This window comes from Enterobacter sp. WCHEn045836 (assembly GCF_003965585.1).
GTDB lineage: Bacteria > Pseudomonadota > Gammaproteobacteria > Enterobacterales > Enterobacteriaceae > Enterobacter > Enterobacter dissolvens.
This window is the reverse complement of record NZ_RXPT01000012.1, coordinates 129846-149880: the sequence shown is the minus strand read 5'-3', so window position 1 is coordinate 149880 and position 20035 is coordinate 129846. Positions and strand designations below refer to the sequence as shown.

General features: G+C 54.7%; 20 protein-coding genes. 16 read left to right on the top strand and 4 right to left on the bottom strand.

Annotation, left to right across the window (positions count from 1 at the left end):
• Positions 1–14 precede the first annotated feature (14 nt).
• The 5 genes from phoR (at position 15) to EKN38_RS17110 (ending at position 7260) form a co-directional block, all read left to right on the top strand.
• A complete protein-coding gene (gene phoR / locus EKN38_RS17130; RefSeq protein ID WP_014830854.1) occupies positions 15–1310 on the top strand; it encodes a phosphate regulon sensor histidine kinase PhoR in 1296 nt (431 codons plus the stop codon).
• A 409-nt stretch (positions 1311–1719) separates the two neighbouring features.
• Positions 1720–3039 (top strand): branched-chain amino acid transporter carrier protein BrnQ, encoded by a 1320-nt coding sequence (gene brnQ / locus EKN38_RS17125; RefSeq protein ID WP_014830855.1) that lies wholly within the window; start codon positions 1720–1722, stop codon positions 3037–3039.
• A gap of 81 nt (positions 3040–3120) precedes the next feature.
• The gene (proY, locus tag EKN38_RS17120) at positions 3121–4494 is read left to right on the top strand and encodes a proline-specific permease ProY (protein WP_014830856.1); all 1374 of its coding nucleotides are present in this window, start codon (positions 3121–3123) and stop codon (positions 4492–4494) included.
• A gap of 155 nt (positions 4495–4649) precedes the next feature.
• Positions 4650–6467: a maltodextrin glucosidase gene (gene malZ, locus EKN38_RS17115; RefSeq protein WP_126522466.1), complete on the top strand. Its 1818-nt coding sequence runs from the start codon at positions 4650–4652 to the stop codon at positions 6465–6467.
• Positions 6468–6714: 247 nt separating this feature from the next.
• A complete protein-coding gene (locus tag EKN38_RS17110) occupies positions 6715–7260 on the top strand; it encodes an antibiotic biosynthesis monooxygenase (RefSeq protein WP_014830857.1) in 546 nt (181 codons plus the stop codon).
• 114 nt (positions 7261–7374) lie between these two features.
• Here the strand turns inward: EKN38_RS17110 and EKN38_RS17105 are convergent, their stop codons facing one another.
• On the bottom strand, positions 7375–7977 hold the full coding sequence (locus EKN38_RS17105; RefSeq protein WP_008503347.1) for a peroxiredoxin: 603 nt from the start codon (positions 7975–7977) through the stop codon (positions 7375–7377).
• 127 nt (positions 7978–8104) lie between these two features.
• Positions 8105–8686 (bottom strand): ACP phosphodiesterase, encoded by a 582-nt coding sequence (gene acpH, locus EKN38_RS17100; RefSeq protein WP_014830858.1) that lies wholly within the window; start codon positions 8684–8686, stop codon positions 8105–8107.
• A gap of 92 nt (positions 8687–8778) precedes the next feature.
• Here acpH and queA point away from each other — a divergent pair, with 92 nt between their 5' ends.
• The 7 genes from queA (at position 8779) to EKN38_RS17065 (ending at position 15444) form a co-directional block, all read left to right on the top strand.
• Positions 8779–9849 carry a tRNA preQ1(34) S-adenosylmethionine ribosyltransferase-isomerase QueA gene (gene queA, locus EKN38_RS17095; RefSeq protein WP_014830859.1) on the top strand — a complete coding sequence of 357 codons (1071 nt, stop codon included), beginning with the start codon at positions 8779–8781 and terminating at the stop codon, positions 9847–9849.
• Between the two features lie 55 nt (positions 9850–9904).
• Positions 9905–11032 carry a tRNA guanosine(34) transglycosylase Tgt gene (tgt, locus tag EKN38_RS17090; RefSeq protein WP_013095832.1) on the top strand — a complete coding sequence of 376 codons (1128 nt, stop codon included), beginning with the start codon at positions 9905–9907 and terminating at the stop codon, positions 11030–11032.
• Between the two features lie 22 nt (positions 11033–11054).
• Complete coding sequence (gene yajC / locus EKN38_RS17085) at positions 11055–11387, top strand: preprotein translocase subunit YajC (protein ID WP_000007630.1); 333 nt, start codon at positions 11055–11057, stop codon at positions 11385–11387.
• Positions 11388–11414: 27 nt separating this feature from the next.
• The gene (gene secD, locus EKN38_RS17080; RefSeq protein ID WP_014830860.1) at positions 11415–13262 is read left to right on the top strand and encodes a protein translocase subunit SecD; all 1848 of its coding nucleotides are present in this window, start codon (positions 11415–11417) and stop codon (positions 13260–13262) included.
• Positions 13263–13272: 10 nt separating this feature from the next.
• Positions 13273–14244: a protein translocase subunit SecF gene (gene secF / locus EKN38_RS17075; RefSeq protein ID WP_013095834.1), complete on the top strand. Its 972-nt coding sequence runs from the start codon at positions 13273–13275 to the stop codon at positions 14242–14244.
• 139 nt (positions 14245–14383) lie between these two features.
• Complete coding sequence (locus EKN38_RS17070) at positions 14384–14749, top strand: VOC family protein (RefSeq protein WP_126522463.1); 366 nt, start codon at positions 14384–14386, stop codon at positions 14747–14749.
• A 14-nt stretch (positions 14750–14763) separates the two neighbouring features.
• On the top strand, positions 14764–15444 hold the full coding sequence (locus tag EKN38_RS17065; RefSeq protein WP_014830862.1) for a helix-turn-helix transcriptional regulator: 681 nt from the start codon (positions 14764–14766) through the stop codon (positions 15442–15444).
• Positions 15445–15602: 158 nt separating this feature from the next.
• Here EKN38_RS17065 and EKN38_RS17060 read toward each other — a convergent pair whose 3' ends face one another.
• Together EKN38_RS17060 and EKN38_RS17055 are read right to left on the bottom strand one after the other, a co-directional pair.
• On the bottom strand, positions 15603–16481 hold the full coding sequence (locus EKN38_RS17060) for a nucleoside-specific channel-forming protein Tsx (RefSeq protein ID WP_014830863.1): 879 nt from the start codon (positions 16479–16481) through the stop codon (positions 15603–15605).
• Between the two features lie 270 nt (positions 16482–16751).
• On the bottom strand, positions 16752–17291 hold the full coding sequence (locus tag EKN38_RS17055) for a DUF3251 domain-containing protein (RefSeq protein ID WP_014830864.1): 540 nt from the start codon (positions 17289–17291) through the stop codon (positions 16752–16754).
• Between the two features lie 152 nt (positions 17292–17443).
• Between EKN38_RS17055 and nrdR the strand changes: the two genes are divergently transcribed.
• From nrdR to nusB, 4 genes are all read left to right on the top strand, one after another.
• On the top strand, positions 17444–17893 hold the full coding sequence (gene nrdR, locus EKN38_RS17050; protein ID WP_008503337.1) for a transcriptional regulator NrdR: 450 nt from the start codon (positions 17444–17446) through the stop codon (positions 17891–17893).
• A gap of 4 nt (positions 17894–17897) precedes the next feature.
• On the top strand, positions 17898–19001 hold the full coding sequence (gene ribD, locus EKN38_RS17045) for a bifunctional diaminohydroxyphosphoribosylaminopyrimidine deaminase/5-amino-6-(5-phosphoribosylamino)uracil reductase RibD (RefSeq protein WP_014830865.1): 1104 nt from the start codon (positions 17898–17900) through the stop codon (positions 18999–19001).
• Positions 19002–19088: 87 nt separating this feature from the next.
• A complete protein-coding gene (gene ribE / locus EKN38_RS17040; RefSeq protein ID WP_006176874.1) occupies positions 19089–19559 on the top strand; it encodes a 6,7-dimethyl-8-ribityllumazine synthase in 471 nt (156 codons plus the stop codon).
• A 21-nt stretch (positions 19560–19580) separates the two neighbouring features.
• The gene (gene nusB / locus EKN38_RS17035) at positions 19581–20000 is read left to right on the top strand and encodes a transcription antitermination factor NusB (RefSeq protein WP_006809908.1); all 420 of its coding nucleotides are present in this window, start codon (positions 19581–19583) and stop codon (positions 19998–20000) included.
• Positions 20001–20035 lie beyond the last annotated feature (35 nt).

Genomic DNA, 20035 nt, shown 5'->3' with positions numbered 1-20035 from the left:
CAGGAGTGTGACGCGTGCTGGAACGTCTGTCATGGAAAAGGCTCGTCTTTGAACTGATCTTATGTTGTATTCCGGCCTTCATTTTGGGGGCTTTTCTTGGATACCTGCCGTGGTTTCTGCTGGCGTCCGTGACCGGGCTGTTGATCTGGCATTTCTGGAACTTACTGCGCCTCTCCTGGTGGCTATGGGTTGACAGAAGTATGACGCCTCCGCCGGGAAGCGGGAGCTGGGAGCCGCTGCTTTACGGTCTGCATCAGATGCAGATGCGTAATAAAAAGCGCCGTCGCGAGCTGGGAAGCCTGATTAAACGCTTTCGCAGCGGTGCAGAGTCGTTGCCGGATGCGGTGATTCTGACCACGGAAGAGGGGACGATCTTCTGGTGTAACGGTCTCGCCCAACAGCTGCTGGGCCTGCGCTGGCCGGACGATAATGGCCAGAACATCCTCAACCTTCTGCGTTACCCGGAGTTCACGCAGTATCTGAAAAAACGTGATTTCTCGCGTCCGCATAATCTGAAGCTCAACAATGGTCGCCATCTTGAAATTCGGGTGATGCCCTACAGCGATCAGCAGTGGCTGATGGTGGCGCGTGACGTCACCCAGATGCACCAGCTGGAAGGGGCAAGACGCAACTTCTTTGCGAACGTGAGCCACGAGCTGCGCACGCCGCTGACGGTACTGCAGGGCTATCTGGAAATGATGCAGGAGCAGACGCTTGAAGGTGCGCCGCGTGAGAAAGCGCTGCATACCATGCGCGAGCAGACGCACCGTATGGAAGGGCTGGTGAAGCAGCTGCTTACGCTGTCGAAGATTGAGGCGGCCCCGACGCTTGCCTTAAATGACACCATCGACGTACCGATGATGCTGCGGGTGGTGGAACGCGAAGCGCAAACCTTAAGCCATAAAAAGCATCATCTGACCTTTGACGTCGATAGCAGTCTGAAGGTGCTCGGAAGCGAGGATGAACTGCGGAGCGCTATCTCTAACCTGGTCTATAACGCGGTTAATCATACTCCTGAAGGAACGGATATTGTGGTGCGCTGGCAGCAGACGCCAGTGGGTGCTGAGTTTAGCGTCGAGGACAACGGGCCGGGCATTGCGCCTGAGCATCTTCCACGTCTGACCGAGCGGTTTTACCGGGTGGATAAAGCACGCTCCCGGCAAACCGGGGGAAGCGGGCTGGGGCTGGCGATTGTGAAGCACGCGGTGAATCACCATGAAAGCCGTCTCGATATTCAAAGCACGCTGGGCAAAGGAACCCGTTTTAGTTTCGTCATTCCGGAACGATTAATTGCCAAAAAAATCGCCTGACAACAGGTGTGTCATTTTACCTTTCCACGGGTCAGCCTTTGCTGGCCCGTTTGCTTTGCAGTAAAGCGAAACGTGAATGAATTTTATACGGCTGATGCTTTTTTGTTCGCATGATTAGCCATGGGTTTTTCATGATATTAGCGAATTATTCTGGTTGATATTTTCATGCTGGTATATTGTTCTGGTTTTACGATCCCACCTTGCCTTTAAACGTTATAAGCGTTTAAATTGCCCCCCAGATACTGTCAGACCGACTGTATTTGCGTGGTAAATCGAAAAACTATTCTTCTCCACGCCAGGACGGGAGCATATCCCGCTGAAATTGAGCAAAATTTCCGCTGTATCGTCCCGTCACGGATGGCGAAAATCTCAATATATTCAACACCACATCCACAGGCAGTAAGGTTTTATGACCCATCACTTAAAATCGCGTGACATCATCGCGCTGGGCTTTATGACATTTGCGCTGTTCGTTGGCGCAGGTAACATCATTTTTCCTCCAATGGTTGGCTTACAGGCGGGTGAACACGTCTGGACAGCAGCGTTTGGTTTCCTGATTACTGCCGTGGGCCTGCCGGTATTGACCGTGGTTGCGCTGGCGAAAGTTGGCGGTGGCGTGGATAGCCTCAGCACCCCGATTGGTAAAGTGGCTGGCGTTCTGCTGGCGACGGTGTGCTATCTGGCCGTTGGCCCGTTGTTTGCGACCCCGCGTACCGCTACCGTCTCCTTCGAAGTGGGGATTGCGCCGCTGACCGGTGACGGCGCGATGCCGCTGTTCATCTACAGCCTGGTCTATTTCGCGATTGTCATTCTGGTCTCCCTCTATCCAGGCAAACTGCTGGATACCGTGGGTAACTTCCTGGCCCCCCTCAAAATTATCGCGCTGATCGTACTGGCGGTGGCGGCCATTATCTGGCCTGCGGGTCCGATCAGCAGTGCAATGGATGCGTACCAAAACGCGGCCTTCTCTAACGGATTTGTGAACGGCTATCTGACAATGGATACGCTGGGCGCGATGGTGTTTGGTATCGTTATCGTGAACGCCGCGCGTTCCCGTGGTGTGACCGAAGCGCGTCTGCTGACCCGCTATACCATCTGGGCTGGTCTGATGGCCGGTGTGGGCCTGACGCTGCTCTATCTGGCGCTGTTCCGCCTGGGTTCCGATAGCGCCACGCTGGTGGATCAGAACGCAAATGGTGCGGCAATCCTCCACGCTTACGTCCAGCACACCTTTGGTGGCGCAGGCAGTATGCTGCTGGCTGCCCTGATCTTCCTGGCCTGCCTGGTGACGGCGGTTGGCCTGACCTGCGCCTGTGCGGAGTTCTTTGCCCAGTACCTGCCGCTCTCTTACCGCACGCTGGTGTTTATCCTTGGCCTCTTCTCCATGGCGGTGTCTAACCTTGGTCTGAGCCACCTGATTCAGGTTTCCATTCCGGTGCTGACGGCCATCTATCCGCCGTGTATCGTGCTGGTGGTGTTGAGCTTTACGCGCCCGTGGTGGAATAACTCCTCGCGAATTATTGCGCCAGCCATGTTTATCAGCCTGATTTTTGGTATCCTTGACGGGATTAAAGCATCAGCGTTTGCTCAAATACTGCCAGCTTGGACACAGCGTCTGCCGCTGTCTGAGCAAGGTCTGGCCTGGCTGATGCCTACCGTTGTTGCACTGGTTCTGGCCATTATCTGGGATCGTGCTGCAGGGCGTCAGGTCGCATCGAACGCCCATTAATCAACGGCAACAAACTGTTTAACCACGGGGCTTAAGGCCCCGTGGTTTTTTGTTTTTTTCGTGTTGAATGGCAAGATTTAAATGGAAAGCACTAACAAACTCAAACGTGGGCTGAGCACGCGCCACATTCGCTTTATGGCGCTCGGCTCCGCTATCGGTACCGGTCTTTTTTATGGCTCGGCAGATGCCATCAAAATGGCCGGTCCAAGCGTTCTGCTGGCCTACATCATCGGTGGCGTGGCGGCGTATATCATCATGCGTGCGCTGGGAGAGATGTCGGTTCATAACCCGTCAGCCAGTTCATTCTCGCGCTATGCGCAGGAGAACTTAGGCCCGCTGGCCGGGTTTATCACCGGCTGGACCTACTGCTTCGAAATTCTGATTGTGGCCATTGCCGATGTCACCGCCTTTGGCATCTACATGGGCGTCTGGTTCCCGGCGGTGCCGCACTGGATTTGGGTGTTGAGCGTGGTGCTGATTATCTGCGCCGTCAACCTGATGAGCGTGAAGGTCTTTGGTGAACTGGAGTTCTGGTTCTCCTTCTTCAAGGTTGCCACCATCATCATCATGATTGTTGCCGGTTTCGGCATCATCATCTGGGGGATCGGTAACGGCGGCCAGCCAACCGGTATTCATAATCTCTGGAGCAACGGTGGCTTCTTCAGCAACGGCTGGCTCGGCATGGTGATGTCGCTCCAGATGGTGATGTTCGCCTACGGCGGGATTGAGATTATCGGGATTACCGCCGGGGAAGCCAAAGACCCGGAGAAGTCCATTCCGCGCGCCATCAACTCGGTGCCGATGCGTATTCTGGTGTTCTATGTGGGTACGCTGTTCGTCATTATGTCTATCTATCCCTGGAACCAGGTGGGGACGAACGGCAGTCCGTTTGTGCTGACCTTCCAGCATATGGGCATCGCCTTTGCGGCCAGCATCCTGAACTTCGTGGTCCTGACTGCGTCGCTTTCGGCGATCAACAGTGACGTCTTTGGCGTGGGCCGCATGTTGCACGGCATGGCCGAGCAGGGCAGTGCGCCAAAGGTCTTTGCCAAAACCTCCCGCCGTGGCACGCCGTGGGTGACGGTTATGGTCATGACCGTCGCACTGCTGCTGTCGGTCTACCTGAACTACATCATGCCGGAAAACGTCTTCCTGGTGATTGCGTCCCTGGCGACCTTCGCCACCGTGTGGGTGTGGATCATGATCCTGCTGTCGCAGATTGCGTTCCGCCGTCGTCTGTCGCCGGAGGAGGCAAAAGCGCTGAAGTTTAAAGTTCCAGGCGGTGTTGCAACGACCGTCGTCGGGCTGATCTTCCTGGTGTTTATCATTGGCCTGATTGGCTATCATCCCGATACCCGTATTTCTCTCTACGTGGGCTGTGCGTGGATCGTGCTGCTGCTGGTGGGCTGGATGTTTAAATGCCGCCGCGACCGTCAGCTGGCGCAAGCGCAGTAATATTTTATGCCCTCTCCCAACGGGAGAGGGTGAGGGCATCAGGCTGTACTGATGCCTCCTCCCCCGTCCTCCTCCCCCAATAAATCACGTCATGGTGAGCTAACCTTAACTACCCTGTGGCAAGGTGACGTCAATTTCATCAAAGGGGATTCGTGATGTTAAACGCCTGGCACCTTCCGGTTGCTCCATTTGTTAAGCAAAACAAAGACAACCTTGTGATTACGCTCTGGCTGGCGGGGGAAAATCAGCCCGAACGCGTAACGCTACGCGCTGAAGTCGATAATGAAGAGACCACGTTAAAAATGCACAAGCGGCGTAGTCAGCCGCAGCCGGGTGTGACGGCGTGGCGGGCGAATATCGACTTGCGCAGCGGCCAGCCGCGTCGCCGCTATAGCTTTAAGCTGCTGTGGAACAACCGCCAGCTGTGGTTTACCCCGCAGGGATTTAGCCGTTTTCCTCCGGCGCGGCTGGAGCAGTTTGCCGTCGATTGCCCGGACGCTGGCCCGCAGTGGGTTAACGATCAGGTCTTTTACCAGATTTTCCCGGACCGCTTTGCGCGTAGCGAAACGCGCACCGCAGAGCAGGATAAGGTCTATTACCACCACGCCGCAGGACACGACATTATTCTGAAAGAATGGGATGAACCGCTGACCGCGCAGGCGGGGGGGTCCACGTTCTACGGCGGCGATCTGGACGGCATCAGCGAAAAGCTGCCGTATCTGAAGAAACTGGGCGTGACGGCGCTGTACCTTAATCCGGTGTTTAAAGCGCCAAGCGTGCATAAGTACGATACCGCAGACTATCGCCACGTTGACGTTCAGTTTGGCGGCGATGAGGCGCTGTTGCGCCTGCGTAAAAACACGCAAAAAGAGGGCATGCGTCTGATTCTGGATGGCGTGTTTAACCACAGCGGTGACTCGCACGCGTGGTTTGATCGACATAATCAGTCGATGGGCGGGGCGTGCCATAACCCGGATTCACCCCAGCGCGACTGGTACAGCTTCAACGAGGAGGGCCGCGCGCTGGACTGGCTGGGCTATCCGAGCCTGCCGAAGCTGGATTTCCAGTCGCCAACGCTGGTGGATGAGATTTATGGCGGTGAAAACAGCATCGTGCGCCACTGGTTGAGTGAGCCATGGAATATGGATGGCTGGCGTCTTGACGTGGTGCATATGCTCGGTGAAGCGGGCGGGGCGCGTAATAACCTTCAGCACGTCGCCGGGATCACCCGTGCAGCAAAAGCCGCGCAGCCGGAGGCGTTCGTGTTTGGCGAACATTTTGGTGACGCGCGCCAGTGGTTGCAGACGGACGCGGAAGATGCGGCGATGAACTATCGCGGCTTTACCTTCCCGCTGTGGGGATTCCTTGCTAACACCGATATTTCCTACGATCCGCAGCATATTGATGCGGAAACCTGCATGGCGTGGATGGATAACTACCGCGCCAGCCTGTCGCATCAGCAGCAGTTACGGATGTTTAACCAACTGGACAGCCACGATACTGCGCGTTTTAAATCCTTGCTCGGTAAGGATGTCGCGCGTCTGCCGCTGGCGGTGACCTGGCTCTTTACCTGGCCGGGCGTGCCGTGCATCTACTATGGCGATGAGGTGGGGCTGGACGGGAACAACGATCCGTTCTGTCGCAAAACCTTCCCATGGGATCCGGCGAAGCAGGACAAGGCGCTGTTCAGCCTGTACCAGCGTCTGGCGAAGCTGCGTAAACAGAGCCAGGCGCTGCGCTATGGCGGTTGTCAGGTGGTTTATGCCCACGACAACGTGGTGGTGTTTGTCCGCGTCTATAATCAGCAGCGCGTGCTGATCGCCATCAACCGGGGGGAGGCCTGTGAAGTGGTGCTGGATGACTCGCCGCTGCTGCACGTAAAGGCGTGGCACGTGAAAGAGGGGAAAGGGGCTATCCAGGAAGGGATACTCTCGCTACCTGCTATTTCTGCATCCATCTGGTTCGGTCATTAATCCCTCACTGCAACCGGCTCTTATGCCGGTTGCAGACTTTATCCCTCAGTTGTTCTGATTATTTCAACAGAGGGGACAAATATCTTTGCTATTCCCCAGATTAAATCTCGCTATACTCAAATTGCTTTATTCGTCAGGGCCCTTTCTTCTGTAGCACTCCAAAACGTCGGCTTTAAATATATTAGTGGATATCTCTGGCCAGAATCACTGGCGGGATCTCTCGTCCATTACCGATCAGGGAACTTTTATGGCGCAAAAAACACATGTGACGCTGGTGATCACCCATACCTTGCTGCCGGGACAGGCTGAGCGTTATGAACAATGGCTTGGCAAGATCATGCCCATCGCGGCGGAATTTCCCGGCCATCTGGGCGCGAACGTGATCCGCCCGTCCGAAGGACAAAACCTGTGGACGGTCATTATCCGCTTCGACACCCTTGAACATCTCTATGCCTGGACCCAGTCTGATACCCGCAATGTGCTGGTGAAAGAGATTGAACCTTTGCTGGCAGAAGGCGATAAAACCGAAGTGCGTACTGAGGCCGCTTTCTGGTTTACCCCGCCGGAACCGCATGTGCGTAAGCCAAAACAGTGGAAACAGTTTCTTATTACCCTGCTGGTGATCTTCCCCAGCACCAATCTGGTGCCGCAGGTGACCGGTGCGCTGCTGCCAGGCCTTAAAGGCTCATTGCTGCTGCATTTGATTAACGATGCCTGTGTGGTCGCGCTGGTCGTCTGGCTGTGGATGCCCATCGTGACCCGTCTGTTTGCCGGATGGCTGAAAAAAGCCTGATGTGGCGAAAGGGGCAGATGAAAGCGGTAATACCGATCTTATCCAAAGGTAAGATCCTGGCGTTTTAAAACAAAAAGGCCCGCATAAGCGGGCCTTTTTCGTAAACCGTGCCGATTACAGGCTGGATACGTTCTCGGACAGGTATTTCGCAACGCCGTCTGGGGACGCTGCCATACCTTCTTTGCCTTTTTCCCACTGAGCCGGGCACACTTCACCGTGCTCTTCGTGGAACTGCAGCGCGTCAACCATGCGCAGCATTTCGTCGATGTTACGACCCAGTGGCAGATCGTTCACAACCTGGTGACGCACGATACCGTTCGCGTCGATCAGGAAGGAGCCACGCAGCGCAACGCCAGCGTCCGGATGTTCGATACCGTAAGCCTGCTGGATTTCGCGTTTGATGTCCGCAACCATTGCGTATTTCACCGCACCGATGCCGCCTTTGTCGACAGGGGTGTTACGCCATGCGTTGTGTACAAATTCAGAGTCGAAGGAGACGCCAACCACTTCTACGCCACGCTTCTGGAATTCTTCATAACGTTTGTCGAATGCGATCAGCTCAGACGGGCAAACGAAAGTGAAGTCCATTGGCCAGAAGAACAGAACGGTCGCTTTACCGTTGGTGTGCTGTTTGAAGTTGAAGTTTTCAACGATTTCACCGTTGCCCAGAACTGCTGCAGCTGTAAAATCCGGAGCCGGACGAGTTACCAGAACCATATGATTCTCCTGTAGATACTAAGGTTATTTGGAACGCAACGCGAGCCAGTATAGAGAGTGTTCATGGATAAGACAAAGAGGTGGTGACAATCGTTCCGCCAGCTTTTACCTATCAATCATTGTTCTATTAAAGTTGTTTATTTTTCGCCTGCGCCATCATGCGCGGGTAAAACTGCCAGAATCGCGTTTCCAGCGCAGCGTAATGTTCATCCAGGTCGTACCAGGAGTCGCGCAGGGCATCCAGCCGCGGGCGACGACTCGCCATCCCATTCAACACATTCTGGATGAAGTCCATCTCGCGATACCGCTCAAGCCAGCGCTCTGACCACAGGTAGTTATTCAGATTGACAAAGCGCGGCGGCGAGTCGGGCAGAATGATCGACACCTGCTGATGGGCATAGCGCACAAATTCGGGCAGGGGCATCTCCGGAGAGAGTTGTGCCCAGTGGCGCGACAGGAAATGGTCCCACATCACATCAAGCGAGATCGGCGCGACGCGGCGCGTTTCGGGGCGAAACCACGCTTTGGCCTCGGTCACTTCCGGCAGGTTATCCGTCATGACATCAATACGACGATGCATAAAGATCCCGTCGACAACTTCAGCGGACCAGGTCTCGGCGGGGTTGCCGCGGACGAAATCGGCCAGCAAATTGCCGGAAAGGGAGCTGTCAGCGAGGTGAGCGAGATGCAGGTGAGCGAGAAAATTCATGCGTTTTATTTGTCCGGGGGCGGCTAGTTGTTGCAGCAAAAGGGTGTGAGCACTAGACTATGCCGCCTGTTTTTAAGTCACGAGTATACGTCATGCGCGTCGCCGATTTCTCCTTTGAACTACCTGAATCCTTGATTGCTCACTATCCCATGCCTGAGCGCAGTAGCTGTCGCTTACTGTCACTGGACGGGCCAACGGGCGAGCTGACGCACGGTACTTTCACCGATCTGCTCGACAAGCTCAACCCTGGCGATCTGCTGGTCTTTAACAATACCCGCGTGATCCCGGCGCGCTTGTTTGGCCGTAAAGCCAGCGGCGGCAAGATTGAAGTGCTGGTCGAACGTATGCTCGATGATAAACGTATTCTGGCACATATTCGCGCTTCTAAGGCGCCGAAGCCGGGCGCTGAGCTGCTGCTGGGTGACGACGAGAGCATCAAAGCGACCATGACGGCGCGCCACGATGCGCTGTTTGAAGTGGAATTTAATGATGAGCGCACGGTGCTCGACATTCTCAACGCTATCGGCCATATGCCGCTGCCGCCATACATTGAGCGTCCGGACGAAGAGGCCGACCGCGAGCTGTACCAGACCGTCTACAGTCAGAAGCCTGGCGCGGTCGCGGCGCCAACGGCGGGTCTGCACTTTGACGAACCGCTGCTGGAAAAATTGCGCGCAAAAGGCGTGGAGATGGCATTTGTGACCCTGCACGTCGGCGCGGGCACCTTCCAGCCGGTGCGGGTAGACAGCATCGAAGATCACATCATGCACTCTGAGTATGCTGAAGTGCCCCAGGAGGTTGTTGATGCGGTTCTGGCGGCAAAAGCGCGCGGCAGCCGCGTGGTTGCGGTGGGCACCACCTCCGTACGTTCACTGGAGAGCGCTGCTCAGGCGGCTCAACAAGATCTGATCGAACCGTTTTTTGGCGATACGCAGATCTTTATCTACCCGGGCTATCAGTACAAAGTCATCGATGCACTGGTGACCAATTTCCATCTGCCTGAATCAACGCTGATTATGCTGGTCTCCGCCTTTGCGGGGTATCAGCACACCATGGCGGCCTACAAGTCTGCGGTAGAACAAAAATATCGCTTTTTTAGCTACGGGGACGCGATGTTTATCACGTACAATCCGCTGGCTTTGAATGAGCGTGTCGGGGAATAAGTCCGCGGCACCGGAATAATGTGTTGGACTGTTTTTCTGGCACAGAGGAATAAAAATGAAATTTGAACTCGATACCACCGATGGCCGCGCACGTCGCGGTCGCCTGGTGTTTGATCGCGGCGTGGTGGAAACCCCCGCGTTTATGCCTGTGGGGACTTACGGTACCGTCAAAGGGATGACGCCGGAAGAAGTGGAAGCCACTGGCGCACAAATTATCCTTGGTAATACCTTCCACCTGTGGCTGCGTCCTGGTCAGGAGATCATGAAGCTTCACGGCGATCTGCATGACTTCATGCAGTGGAAAGGCCCGATCCTGACCGATTCTGGCGGTTTCCAGGTCTTCAGCCTGGGCGACATTCGCAAGATCACCGAAGAGGGCGTCCACTTCCGTAACCCGATCAACGGCGATCCGATTTTCCTCGATCCTGAAAAGTCGATGGAGATTCAGTACGATCTCGGCTCCGACATCGTGATGATCTTCGACGAATGTACGCCATACCCGGCGGACTGGGATTACGCTAAACGTTCCATGGAGATGTCGCTGCGCTGGGCGAAGCGTAGCCGCGACCGTTTTGACTCCCTTCAGAACAAAAATGCGCTGTTCGGCATTATCCAGGGCAGTGTTTACGAAGATTTACGCGATATCTCTGTTAAAGGTCTGGTAGAGATAGGTTTTGATGGCTACGCTGTCGGCGGTTTAGCTGTGGGTGAACCGAAGGAAGACATGCACCGTATTCTGGAACATGTTTGTCCGCAAATCCCGGCAGATAAACCCCGTTACCTGATGGGTGTGGGTAAGCCAGAAGATCTGGTTGAAGGTGTGCGCCGCGGTATCGATATGTTCGACTGCGTCATGCCAACCCGTAACGCGCGTAACGGTCATCTGTTTGTTACCGATGGCGTGGTGAAAATCCGTAACGCGAAGCATAAGAGTGACACCAGTCCGCTCGATGCCGAGTGCGATTGCTACACCTGTCGCAATTATTCTCGTGCGTATCTGCATCATCTCGATCGTTGCAATGAGATTTTGGGCGCGCGTCTCAATACCATTCATAACCTTCGCTATTATCAGCGCTTAATGGCTGGTTTACGCAAGGCTATCGAAGAGGGTAAATTAGAGAGCTTCGTGACCGATTTTTACCAACGTCAGGGTCGAACCGTTCCACCTTTGAACGTTGATTAATATTAATAATGAGGGAATTTGAATGAGCTTTTTTATTTCTGATGCGGTAGCGGCAACAGGTGCTCCAGCGCAGGGCAGCCCGATGTCTCTGATTCTGATGCTGGTTGTGTTCGGTCTGATCTTCTACTTCATGATCCTGCGCCCACAGCAGAAGCGTACCAAAGAGCACAAAAAGCTGATGGACTCCATCGCGAAAGGTGATGAAGTCCTGACTAACGGTGGTCTGGTCGGTCGCGTAACCAAAGTGGCTGAAAGTGGCTACATTGCTATCGCCCTGAACGACACCACTGAAGTGGTTATCAAACGTGACTTCGTAGCTGCCGTTCTGCCGAAAGGCACCATGAAGGCGCTGTAATCCCAACTTTTCCCAAAGGGAACTGCCGTGTTAAACCGTTATCCTTTGTGGAAGTACATCATGCTGGTCGTCGTGATTCTCGTCGGCCTGCTGTACGCGCTTCCCAACCTGTATGGTGAGGATCCGGCTGTTCAAATCACTGGCGCGCGCGGTGTCGCCGCCAGTGAGCAAACGCTGATCCAGGTCCAGAAAACGTTACAAGAAGAAAAAATTACCGCTAAGTCTGTGGCTCTGGAAGAGGGCGCAATTCTTGCTCGCTTCGACACCACCGACACGCAGCTCCGCGCTCGCGAAGCGCTGATGGGCGTGCTGGGTGATAAATACGTCGTGGCGCTTAACCTTGCTCCTGCAACCCCGCGTTGGCTGGCTGCGCTGAACGCAGAGCCAATGAAACTCGGTCTTGACCTCCGTGGCGGCGTTCACTTCCTGATGGAAGTGGATATGGATACCGCGCTGGGCAAACTGCAGGAACAGAATATCGATAGCCTGCGCAGCGATTTGCGTGAAAAAGGCATCGCGTATACCACCGTTCGTAAAGAAGATAACTACGGTATGAGCATCACGTTCCGTGACAGTGCGGCGCGCGATCAGGCTGTAGATTACCTGACCCAACGTCACCGTGACCTGGTGATCACCGCTCAGGGCAGCAACCAGCTGCGTGCGGTGATGACCGATGCCCGTCTCAAAGAAGCGCGTGAATATGCCGTTCAGCAGAACATCAACATTCTGCGCAACCGTGTAAACCAACTGGGCGTGGCTGAGCCGCTGGTGCAGCGTCAGGGTGCTGACCGTATCGTTGTGGAACTGCCGGGTATTCAGGACACCGCACGTGCGAAAGAGATTCTGGGTGCCACTGCAACGCTGGAATTCCGTCTGGTGAATACCAACGTTGACCAGTCTGCTGCCGCGTCTGGCCGTATTCCGGGTGACTCGGAAGTGAAAGAGACCCGCGAAGGTCAGCCTGTTGTGCTGTACAAACGCGTGATCCTGACCGGTGACCATATCACCGACTCCACCTCCAGCCAGGACGAGTACAACCAGCCGCAGGTTAACATCTCGCTGGACAGCGCGGGTGGTAACATCATGTCTAACTTCACTAAGGACAACATCGGCAAACCGATGGCGACCCTGTTCGTGGAGTACAAAGACAGCGGTAAGAAAGACGCTAACGGCCGTGCGGTGCTGGTGAAAGAGGAAGAGGTGATTAACATCGCCAATATCCAGTCTCGTCTGGGTAACAGCTTCCGTATTACCGGTATCAACAACCCGAACGAAGCGCGTCAGCTCTCTCTGCTGCTGCGTGCCGGTGCGCTGATTGCGCCAATCCAGATTGTTGAAGAACGTACCATTGGTCCAACCCTGGGTATGCAGAACATCAAACAGGGTCTGGAAGCGTGTCTGGCCGGTCTGGTGGTCTCTATCATCTTCATGATCTTCTTCTATAAGAAGTTTGGTCTGATTGCGACGAGTGCGTTGATTGCGAACCTGGTGCTGATTATCGGCATCATGTCCCTGCTGCCGGGGGCGACGCTGACCATGCCGGGGATTGCCGGTATCGTTCTGACCCTTGCGGTGGCGGTCGACGCCAACGTACTGATAAACGAGCGTATCAAAGAAGAGTTGAGCAACGGTCGCTCTGTTCAGCAGGCGATTGACGAAGGCTATAAAGGCGCGTTCAGCTCCATCTTCGATGCGAACGTAACAACACTGATCAAGGTTCTTATCCTGTATGCAGTGGGGACTGGCGCAATCAAAGGCTTTGCGATTACCACCGGTATCGGTGTTGCAACGTCAATGTTTACTGCTATTGTCGGCACCCGTGCCATCGTGAACCTGCTGTACGGCGGCAAGCGCGTCAAAAAGCTGTCTATCTGAGGAGTGCGTTGTGGCACAGGAATATACTGTTGAACAATTGAACCACGGCCGTAAAGTCTGGGACTTTATGCGCTGGGACTACTGGGCCTTCGGCATTTCAGGTTTACTGCTGATTCTGTCCATCGTCGTTATGGGCGTAAAAGGCTTTAACTGGGGTCTGGATTTCACCGGTGGTACGGTGATTGAAATCACCCTGGAAAAACCGGTCGATATGGACCAGATGCGTCAATCACTGCAGAAAGCGGGCTTTGAAGAGCCGCTGCTGCAGAACTTCGGCAGCAGCCGCGACATCATGGTGCGTATGCCGCCGGTACACGATGCCAACGGCAGCCAGGAGCTGGGCAGCAAGGTTGTTAGCGTAATTAACGAAACAACCAGCCAGAACGCTACGGTTAAGCGTATTGAGTTCGTCGGCCCGAGCGTGGGTGCGGACCTGGCGCAAACCGGTGCGATGGCGCTGCTGGTGGCGCTGATCTCCATCCTGGTGTACGTCGGTTTCCGCTTTGAGTGGCGACTGGCGGCGGGTGTGGTTATCGCACTGGCCCACGACGTGGTGATCACCATGGGCGTACTGTCTCTGTTCCACATTGAGATTGACCTGACGATTGTGGCATCCCTGATGTCCGTTATCGGTTACTCACTGAACGACAGTATCGTGGTATCTGACCGTATTCGTGAAAACTTCCGTAAGATCCGTCGCGGTACGCCGTACGAAATCTTTAACGTGTCGTTGACCCAGACGCTGCACCGTACCTTGATCACATCCGGTACCACCTTGATGGTGATCCTGATGCTGTATCTCTTCGGTGGTCCGGTGCTGGAAGGCTTCTCGCTGACCATGCTGATCGGTGTCTCTATCGGTACCGCGTCGTCAATCTACGTTGCGTCCGCTCTGGCACTGAAACTCGGCATGAAGCGCGAGCACTTGCTCCAGCAGAAAGTCGAGAAAGAAGGGGCGGATCAGCCGTCCATTCTGCCGTAAGACGTTTTGCGCGTTATCGAAATCCCGGTCTGTTGACCGGGATTTTTTTTATCTGCCCTGACAAAACACTCCTGACAGTATGCTGTCAGGAGCCCTGTCGTAGACTCCTGTTGAACCCAAACAAGAGTCAGGAGGATGTATGAAAAGTGTGATTAACTGGTTTGAAATTCCGGTCGCGGATATGGATCGCGCCATCAAATTTTATGAGCCGGTGATGCAGGTTTCACTGAAGCGCGAGAAAATGGACTGCGCCGAGCTGGCGGTATTCCCGCATGAAGATCCAGCCACCGGCGGCGCGCTGGCAAAATTTGAGGGGATTATTCCCTTAGTGCAGGGGGCCATCATCTACCTGCATACTGACAATCTGACCGCCACGCTCGATCGCATTGCTTCTGCGGGCGGTGAGTGCGTGTTTGGCCCGCTGGAGTTACCACGCGGTATTGGTACTATTGCTTTGTTTACCGACAGCGAAGGTAATCGCGTCGGCCTTCATCAACCCGCCTGAGAGCATAAGTAAAAATGACCCGACGCGCTGACCGTTTGTTTCAGATAGTACAGATCCTGCGGGGCAGACGTCTGACAACGGCAGCGCATCTGGCGGACCGGCTGGGCGTTTCTGAGCGTACGGTATACCGCGATATCCGCGACCTGTCGCTTTCCGGCGTGCCGGTAGAGGGCGAGGCGGGAAGTGGGTACCGGCTGATGTCGGGATTTGACCTGCCACCGCTGATGCTGACAAACAAGGAGTCTGAGGCGCTGATCGTGGCGATTCGCCTGCTTACCACCTGGGGCGGGGAATCCCTGTCGCGCGAACTGGAGTCGGCACAGGAGAAAGTGCTCGCGATCCTGCCCGAAGAGAGTCGCCGAAAGGCAGAGCAGACGCGGATCTACGCCCCGGATTTTGGCATGAAAAGCCACTCCCGCAGTGATTTTGATGTCATTCACCAGGCGATATCGGCCCAGCGCGTGCTGGTGTTGCATTATCGTGACGAAGCGGGGCAATTTTCAACGCGTGAGGTTCAGCCGCTGGGGCTGTTTTTCTGGGGAGAACGCTGGCTACTGGCGGCGTGGTGTGAACTGCGCGATGACTATCGCTGCTTCCGTCTCGACAGATGTCTCAAAATTGTGCTCACGGAACGGCGCTTTAGTGAGAGTGCGGACCGATCGCTGGCGGATTTTTTGCGCAAGGTGAAGCAGTAAAAAGCCAGGTGGCGAGGTAAAAGCAAAACGGCAACGTCTGTTGCCGTTTTTTGTGTTTGTTCCCTCTCCCCGTGGGAGAGGGACAGGGTGAGGGCATCAGCCCGCACAGGTTTTGTAGGCCGGGTAAGCGTCAGCGCCACCCGGCAACAACCACACGATTAGAAGTTGTAACCCACAACCAGGTAACCACCCCAACCGGTAGAACGGACGTGTTCGTTCATCCATACCAGTTTAGCGTCGTCGTTCCACTGGCCGCCGTTGTGCCAGTAACGCGCAACAACAGAGTAATGCCAGTGATCGTAGTTCAGCGCCAGAATGTGGCTGGAGGCAATGGAGTCATTGGTACGCTGCTTAATACCGTTCTCAGCGTAACCGCTCTTATCACCCAGATCTGAACCCCAGTCAAAGTTGGTGAAGCCGATATAGCTCAGGTTACCGCCCCACAACTGGGTGATTGGCACAAAGTATTTCACTTTGAAACGGTAGCCATCCCATTCGTTCTCGTTTTCAGCGCCGTAGTTCTGCCATTGATACTTAGCGTACACGTTCAGAGACAGGCTCATTGGCAGGCCCGTGTCGATGTCGGTACCCAGACCCATATACCAGGTGCTCTGGCGACCGGACTTGTTGCGGCCCATGTCGTAGATATAGTTGTTCGCGAAATACCACTCTTTGAACGGACCAAACGCCAGGCTGGTGCCAGTCAGTTTATCAATAGAGAAGCGCGGTTCGATCTCCATGAACAGTGGGGAACCGTGGTTCCAGATACCTTTCGCCTGGGTGTTACCGCCGAAGAAGACCGGTGCATCCATATAACCGTAGAAATCAAACCAGTCTTTCTTGGCGAACGCTTCGTACTCCAGGTAGGTATCGTTGCGGATCTGTGGTCCGAAACGGGTGTGGTAGCTGCCGACCACGTTAACGCTCTGGTGCCACCAGTCGGAGAGGTATTGTGGTTTATCGTTTTCCGCTGCGTTAACAGTGAAAGAGGAGGAAAGTGCCAGCACGGCGCCGGCTGCGAGTAATGTTTTTTTCATAATCATGCCACTGATTGAAATTCCCTTCCGGGAGTGAAAAATGCGCGAATTGCGTTTCTAAATATTTCGTGTTTCTGCGGAGCCTATTATAGGAATCCTTGCTCACAAAAATATGTGTTGTTTCACATATCTCTCACACGCGTAATCGATTGCGTTCACGTTTGCGTACTTTAAACGGCCGGGATTGTAGCGGCAATCATTTATGTTGCCAATCCATACGAAATGTAAATGTTAGCGGAGTGACATTTCACTCCGCTCAAAAGGAGGGGATTACTGCGCGGCGGGTTGAATGTCGTGAATGCGGATAAAGCCTAACTGATCGGGCGTAAGGCCGCTTAACTGAAGCGGAATATCCACATCACTGGGTGCTAAAACACTGGCCGGGGCGGTGAAGAGCTGATTCTTCACGTTCACCTCCTGGTAATTCTCGGTGGTGCCCTGGATCTGGCCCCACTCGACGGTGCCGCTAAAGGCTGGCAGCGGATCGTTGGACTCACCCTGAATGCGTAATGTTGCGCGAGTACCATCCGCATTTGCCGCCACATTCACCAGCGACATTTTTAGCGTGCCAACCTGGCTGTTGAGACGGGCAGGGGTGTTGGCCCCCGGCAGCAAATACACCCCGCTGGTGGATTTTGCATTCAGCGCGTTTTGCTGGGTGATCTTTACGGTCTCTTTGTTCAGTTTGTCCATCGCCGTATTGAGCGTATTCACGCTCTGTTTCATCTGGCGGACTTCGGTTTGCTGTGCACAGGCGCTAAGGGTGAAGAGGCTCCCCACCAGCAGAATTTTCAGGTAACGTCTTGTCATTGCGTTTAATTCCTTGAAATAACGGATCACCGTAATGGTAGCCAGCAACGTCCCGACAGACATAGATCCTTTGTCTCAAAAAGCTCTTCCTTTGTTGTCAGGCCAGATCAGGGTAAAATGAAAGTCAGTTAACCAGATAACAGGGATACCGTATGCATTGCCCATTCTGCTCCGCTGTGGATACCAAAGTCATCGATTCTCGTCTTGTGGGCGAAGGGTCTTCCGTACGCCGCCGTCGGCAGTGTCTGGTATGCAACGAGCGTTTTACGACCTTTGAGGTGGCAGAGCTGGTCATGCCGCGCGTGGTAAAAAGTAACGATGTGCGCGAGCCGTTTAACGAAGAGAAACTGCGCAGCGGAATGCTCAAGGCGCTGGAAAAACGCCCCGTCAGCGCGGATGACGTCGAAATGGCGTTAAACCATATTAAATCTTACCTTCGTGGTTTGGGCGAGCGTGAAGTGCCCAGCAAGATGATCGGCAATCTGGTGATGGAGCAGTTGAAAAAGCTCGATAAGGTCGCCTATATCCGCTTCGCCTCTGTTTACCGCAGTTTCGAAGATATCAAAGAGTTTGGCGAAGAGATCGCCCGCTTACAGGATTGAGTCCATGCAGGATGAGATGTACATGGCGCGCGCCATGAAGCTGGCGCAGCGCGGCCGATTTACCACCCATCCCAACCCCAATGTCGGGTGCGTCATTGTGAAAGATGGCGAGATCGTGGGCGAAGGTTTCCACTACCGCGCGGGCGAGCCTCATGCCGAGGTGCATGCTCTGCGTATGGCGGGCGAAAAGGCACGCGGGGCTACGGCCTACGTGACGCTTGAGCCGTGCAGCCATCATGGACGTACGCCGCCATGCTGTGAAGCGCTGATTGCGGCGGGAGTGTCGCGCGTTGTCGCTGCGATGCAGGATCCCAATCCGCAGGTGGCCGGACGTGGCCTGTACCGTCTGCAGCAGGAAGGGATCGATGTCAGCCACGGCCTGATGATGCAGGATGCGGAAGCCATCAACAAAGGCTTTCTAAAACGTATGCGTACCGGGTTCCCCTATATTCAGCTTAAGCTGGGGGCCTCACTGGATGGCCGTACGGCGATGGCGAACGGCGAAAGTCAGTGGATCACTTCGCCACAGGCAAGGCGCGATGTGCAACGTCTGCGTGCCCAAAGCCATGCTATCCTCACCAGCAGTGAAACGGTTCTCGCGGACGATCCGGCGATGACCGTGCGCTGGAATGAACTGAATGCCGATACCCAGGCGCTGTATCCGCAGGAAAACCTGCGCCAGCCGCTGCGTATTATCGTTGATAGCCATAACCGCGTGACGCCTGAACACCGCATTGTGCAGCAGCCCGGTGAAACCTGGATTGCCCGTACTAAAGACGATTCACGTGACTGGCCGGAAGGTGTGCGCAGCATTATGGTGCCTGAGCACAATGGACATCTGGATTTAGTGGTGCTGATGATGCTGCTGGGTAAGCAGCAGGTGAACAGCATCTGGGTGGAAGCGGGACCGACGCTGGCAGGCGCACTGCTCCAGGCGGGTCTGGTCGATGAACTGATTGTCTACGTTGCGCCTAAACTGTTGGGTAGCGACGCGCGTGGCCTGTTTGTGCTGCCCGGCCTTGAAAAACTGGCCGATGCACCACAACTCAAATTCAGCGAGATTCGTCCGGTGGGTCCGGATGTTTGCCTCCATTTAACGACAGCGTAATTGCTCCTGAAATAGGGAAGCAGTGCGCAAAGTATTATGATAAAATCCGCCCCCCTGCGGGGCCAAATGAACCCGTAAAGGAAGAGTATGAACATTATTGAAGCTGCTGTAGCTACCCCGGACGCTCGCGTCGCCATCACCATTGCGCGTTTCAACAACTTCATCAACGACAGCCTGCTGGAAGGTGCTATTGACGCCCTGAAACGTATCGGCCAGGTTAAAGATGACAACATTACCGTTGTGTGGGTTCCAGGTGCTTACGAACTGCCACTGGCAGCGGGCGCGCTGGCGAAAACCGGTAAATACGACGCGGTGATTGCGCTGGGTACCGTTATTCGTGGCGGCACTGCGCACTTCGAATACGTTGCGGGCGGTGCAAGCAATGGTCTGGCGCACGTTGCACAGGATGCTGAAATTCCTGTCGCGTTTGGCGTACTGACCACTGAAAGTATTGAACAAGCCATCGAACGCGCTGGTACCAAAGCCGGTAACAAAGGTGCAGAAGCTGCACTGACCGCGCTTGAAATGATCAATGTATTGAAAGCCATCAAGGCCTGATTTTTTTGTAAGGGGAATTCCGTGAAACCTGCTGCTCGTCGCCGCGCCCGTGAATGTGCCGTTCAGGCACTTTACTCCTGGCAGTTGTCCCAGAACGACATCGCTGATGTTGAATACCAGTTCCTGTCAGAACAGGACGTGAAAGACGTTGACGTTCTGTACTTCCGTGAACTGCTGTCGGGAGTGGCGACTAATAGCGCGTATCTCGATGGTCTGATGAAACCCTACCTGTCCCGTCTGCTCGAAGAGCTGGGTCAGGTTGAAAAAGCAGTGTTGCGCATTGCGCTGTTTGAGCTGTCTAAACGTGATGATGTGCCGTATAAAGTGGCCATCAACGAAGCGATCGAACTGGCGAAAACCTTCGGCGCTGAAGACAGCCACAAGTTTGTAAACGGCGTTCTTGATAAAGCAGCACCTGCGATCCGTCCCCACAAAAAGTGATCCGCAAACCGGAGTTCTGCATTGCCTGACGGGCA

What these genes read in the sequence shown, in the direction of transcription:
- yajC (WP_000007630.1), top strand. Translation starts at nt 11,055, where the DNA reads ATGAGCTTTTTTATTTCTGATGCGGTAGCGGCAACAGGTGCTCCAGCG.
- EKN38_RS17070 (WP_126522463.1), top strand. Translation starts at nt 14,384, where the DNA reads ATGAAAAGTGTGATTAACTGGTTTGAAATTCCGGTCGCGGATATGGAT.
- EKN38_RS17065 (WP_014830862.1), top strand. Translation starts at nt 14,764, where the DNA reads ATGACCCGACGCGCTGACCGTTTGTTTCAGATAGTACAGATCCTGCGG.
- ribE (WP_006176874.1), top strand. Translation starts at nt 19,089, where the DNA reads ATGAACATTATTGAAGCTGCTGTAGCTACCCCGGACGCTCGCGTCGCC.
- brnQ (WP_014830855.1), top strand. Translation starts at nt 1,720, where the DNA reads ATGACCCATCACTTAAAATCGCGTGACATCATCGCGCTGGGCTTTATG.
- EKN38_RS17105 (WP_008503347.1), bottom strand. Translation starts at nt 7,977, where the DNA reads ATGGTTCTGGTAACTCGTCCGGCTCCGGATTTTACAGCTGCAGCAGTT.
- nrdR (WP_008503337.1), top strand. Translation starts at nt 17,444, where the DNA reads ATGCATTGCCCATTCTGCTCCGCTGTGGATACCAAAGTCATCGATTCT.
- EKN38_RS17055 (WP_014830864.1), bottom strand. Translation starts at nt 17,291, where the DNA reads ATGACAAGACGTTACCTGAAAATTCTGCTGGTGGGGAGCCTCTTCACC.
- malZ (WP_126522466.1), top strand. Translation starts at nt 4,650, where the DNA reads ATGTTAAACGCCTGGCACCTTCCGGTTGCTCCATTTGTTAAGCAAAAC.
- acpH (WP_014830858.1), bottom strand. Translation starts at nt 8,686, where the DNA reads ATGAATTTTCTCGCTCACCTGCATCTCGCTCACCTCGCTGACAGCTCC.
- ribD (WP_014830865.1), top strand. Translation starts at nt 17,898, where the DNA reads ATGCAGGATGAGATGTACATGGCGCGCGCCATGAAGCTGGCGCAGCGC.
- proY (WP_014830856.1), top strand. Translation starts at nt 3,121, where the DNA reads ATGGAAAGCACTAACAAACTCAAACGTGGGCTGAGCACGCGCCACATT.
- EKN38_RS17060 (WP_014830863.1), bottom strand. Translation starts at nt 16,481, where the DNA reads ATGAAAAAAACATTACTCGCAGCCGGCGCCGTGCTGGCACTTTCCTCC.
- EKN38_RS17110 (WP_014830857.1), top strand. Translation starts at nt 6,715, where the DNA reads ATGGCGCAAAAAACACATGTGACGCTGGTGATCACCCATACCTTGCTG.
- tgt (WP_013095832.1), top strand. Translation starts at nt 9,905, where the DNA reads ATGAAATTTGAACTCGATACCACCGATGGCCGCGCACGTCGCGGTCGC.
- queA (WP_014830859.1), top strand. Translation starts at nt 8,779, where the DNA reads ATGCGCGTCGCCGATTTCTCCTTTGAACTACCTGAATCCTTGATTGCT.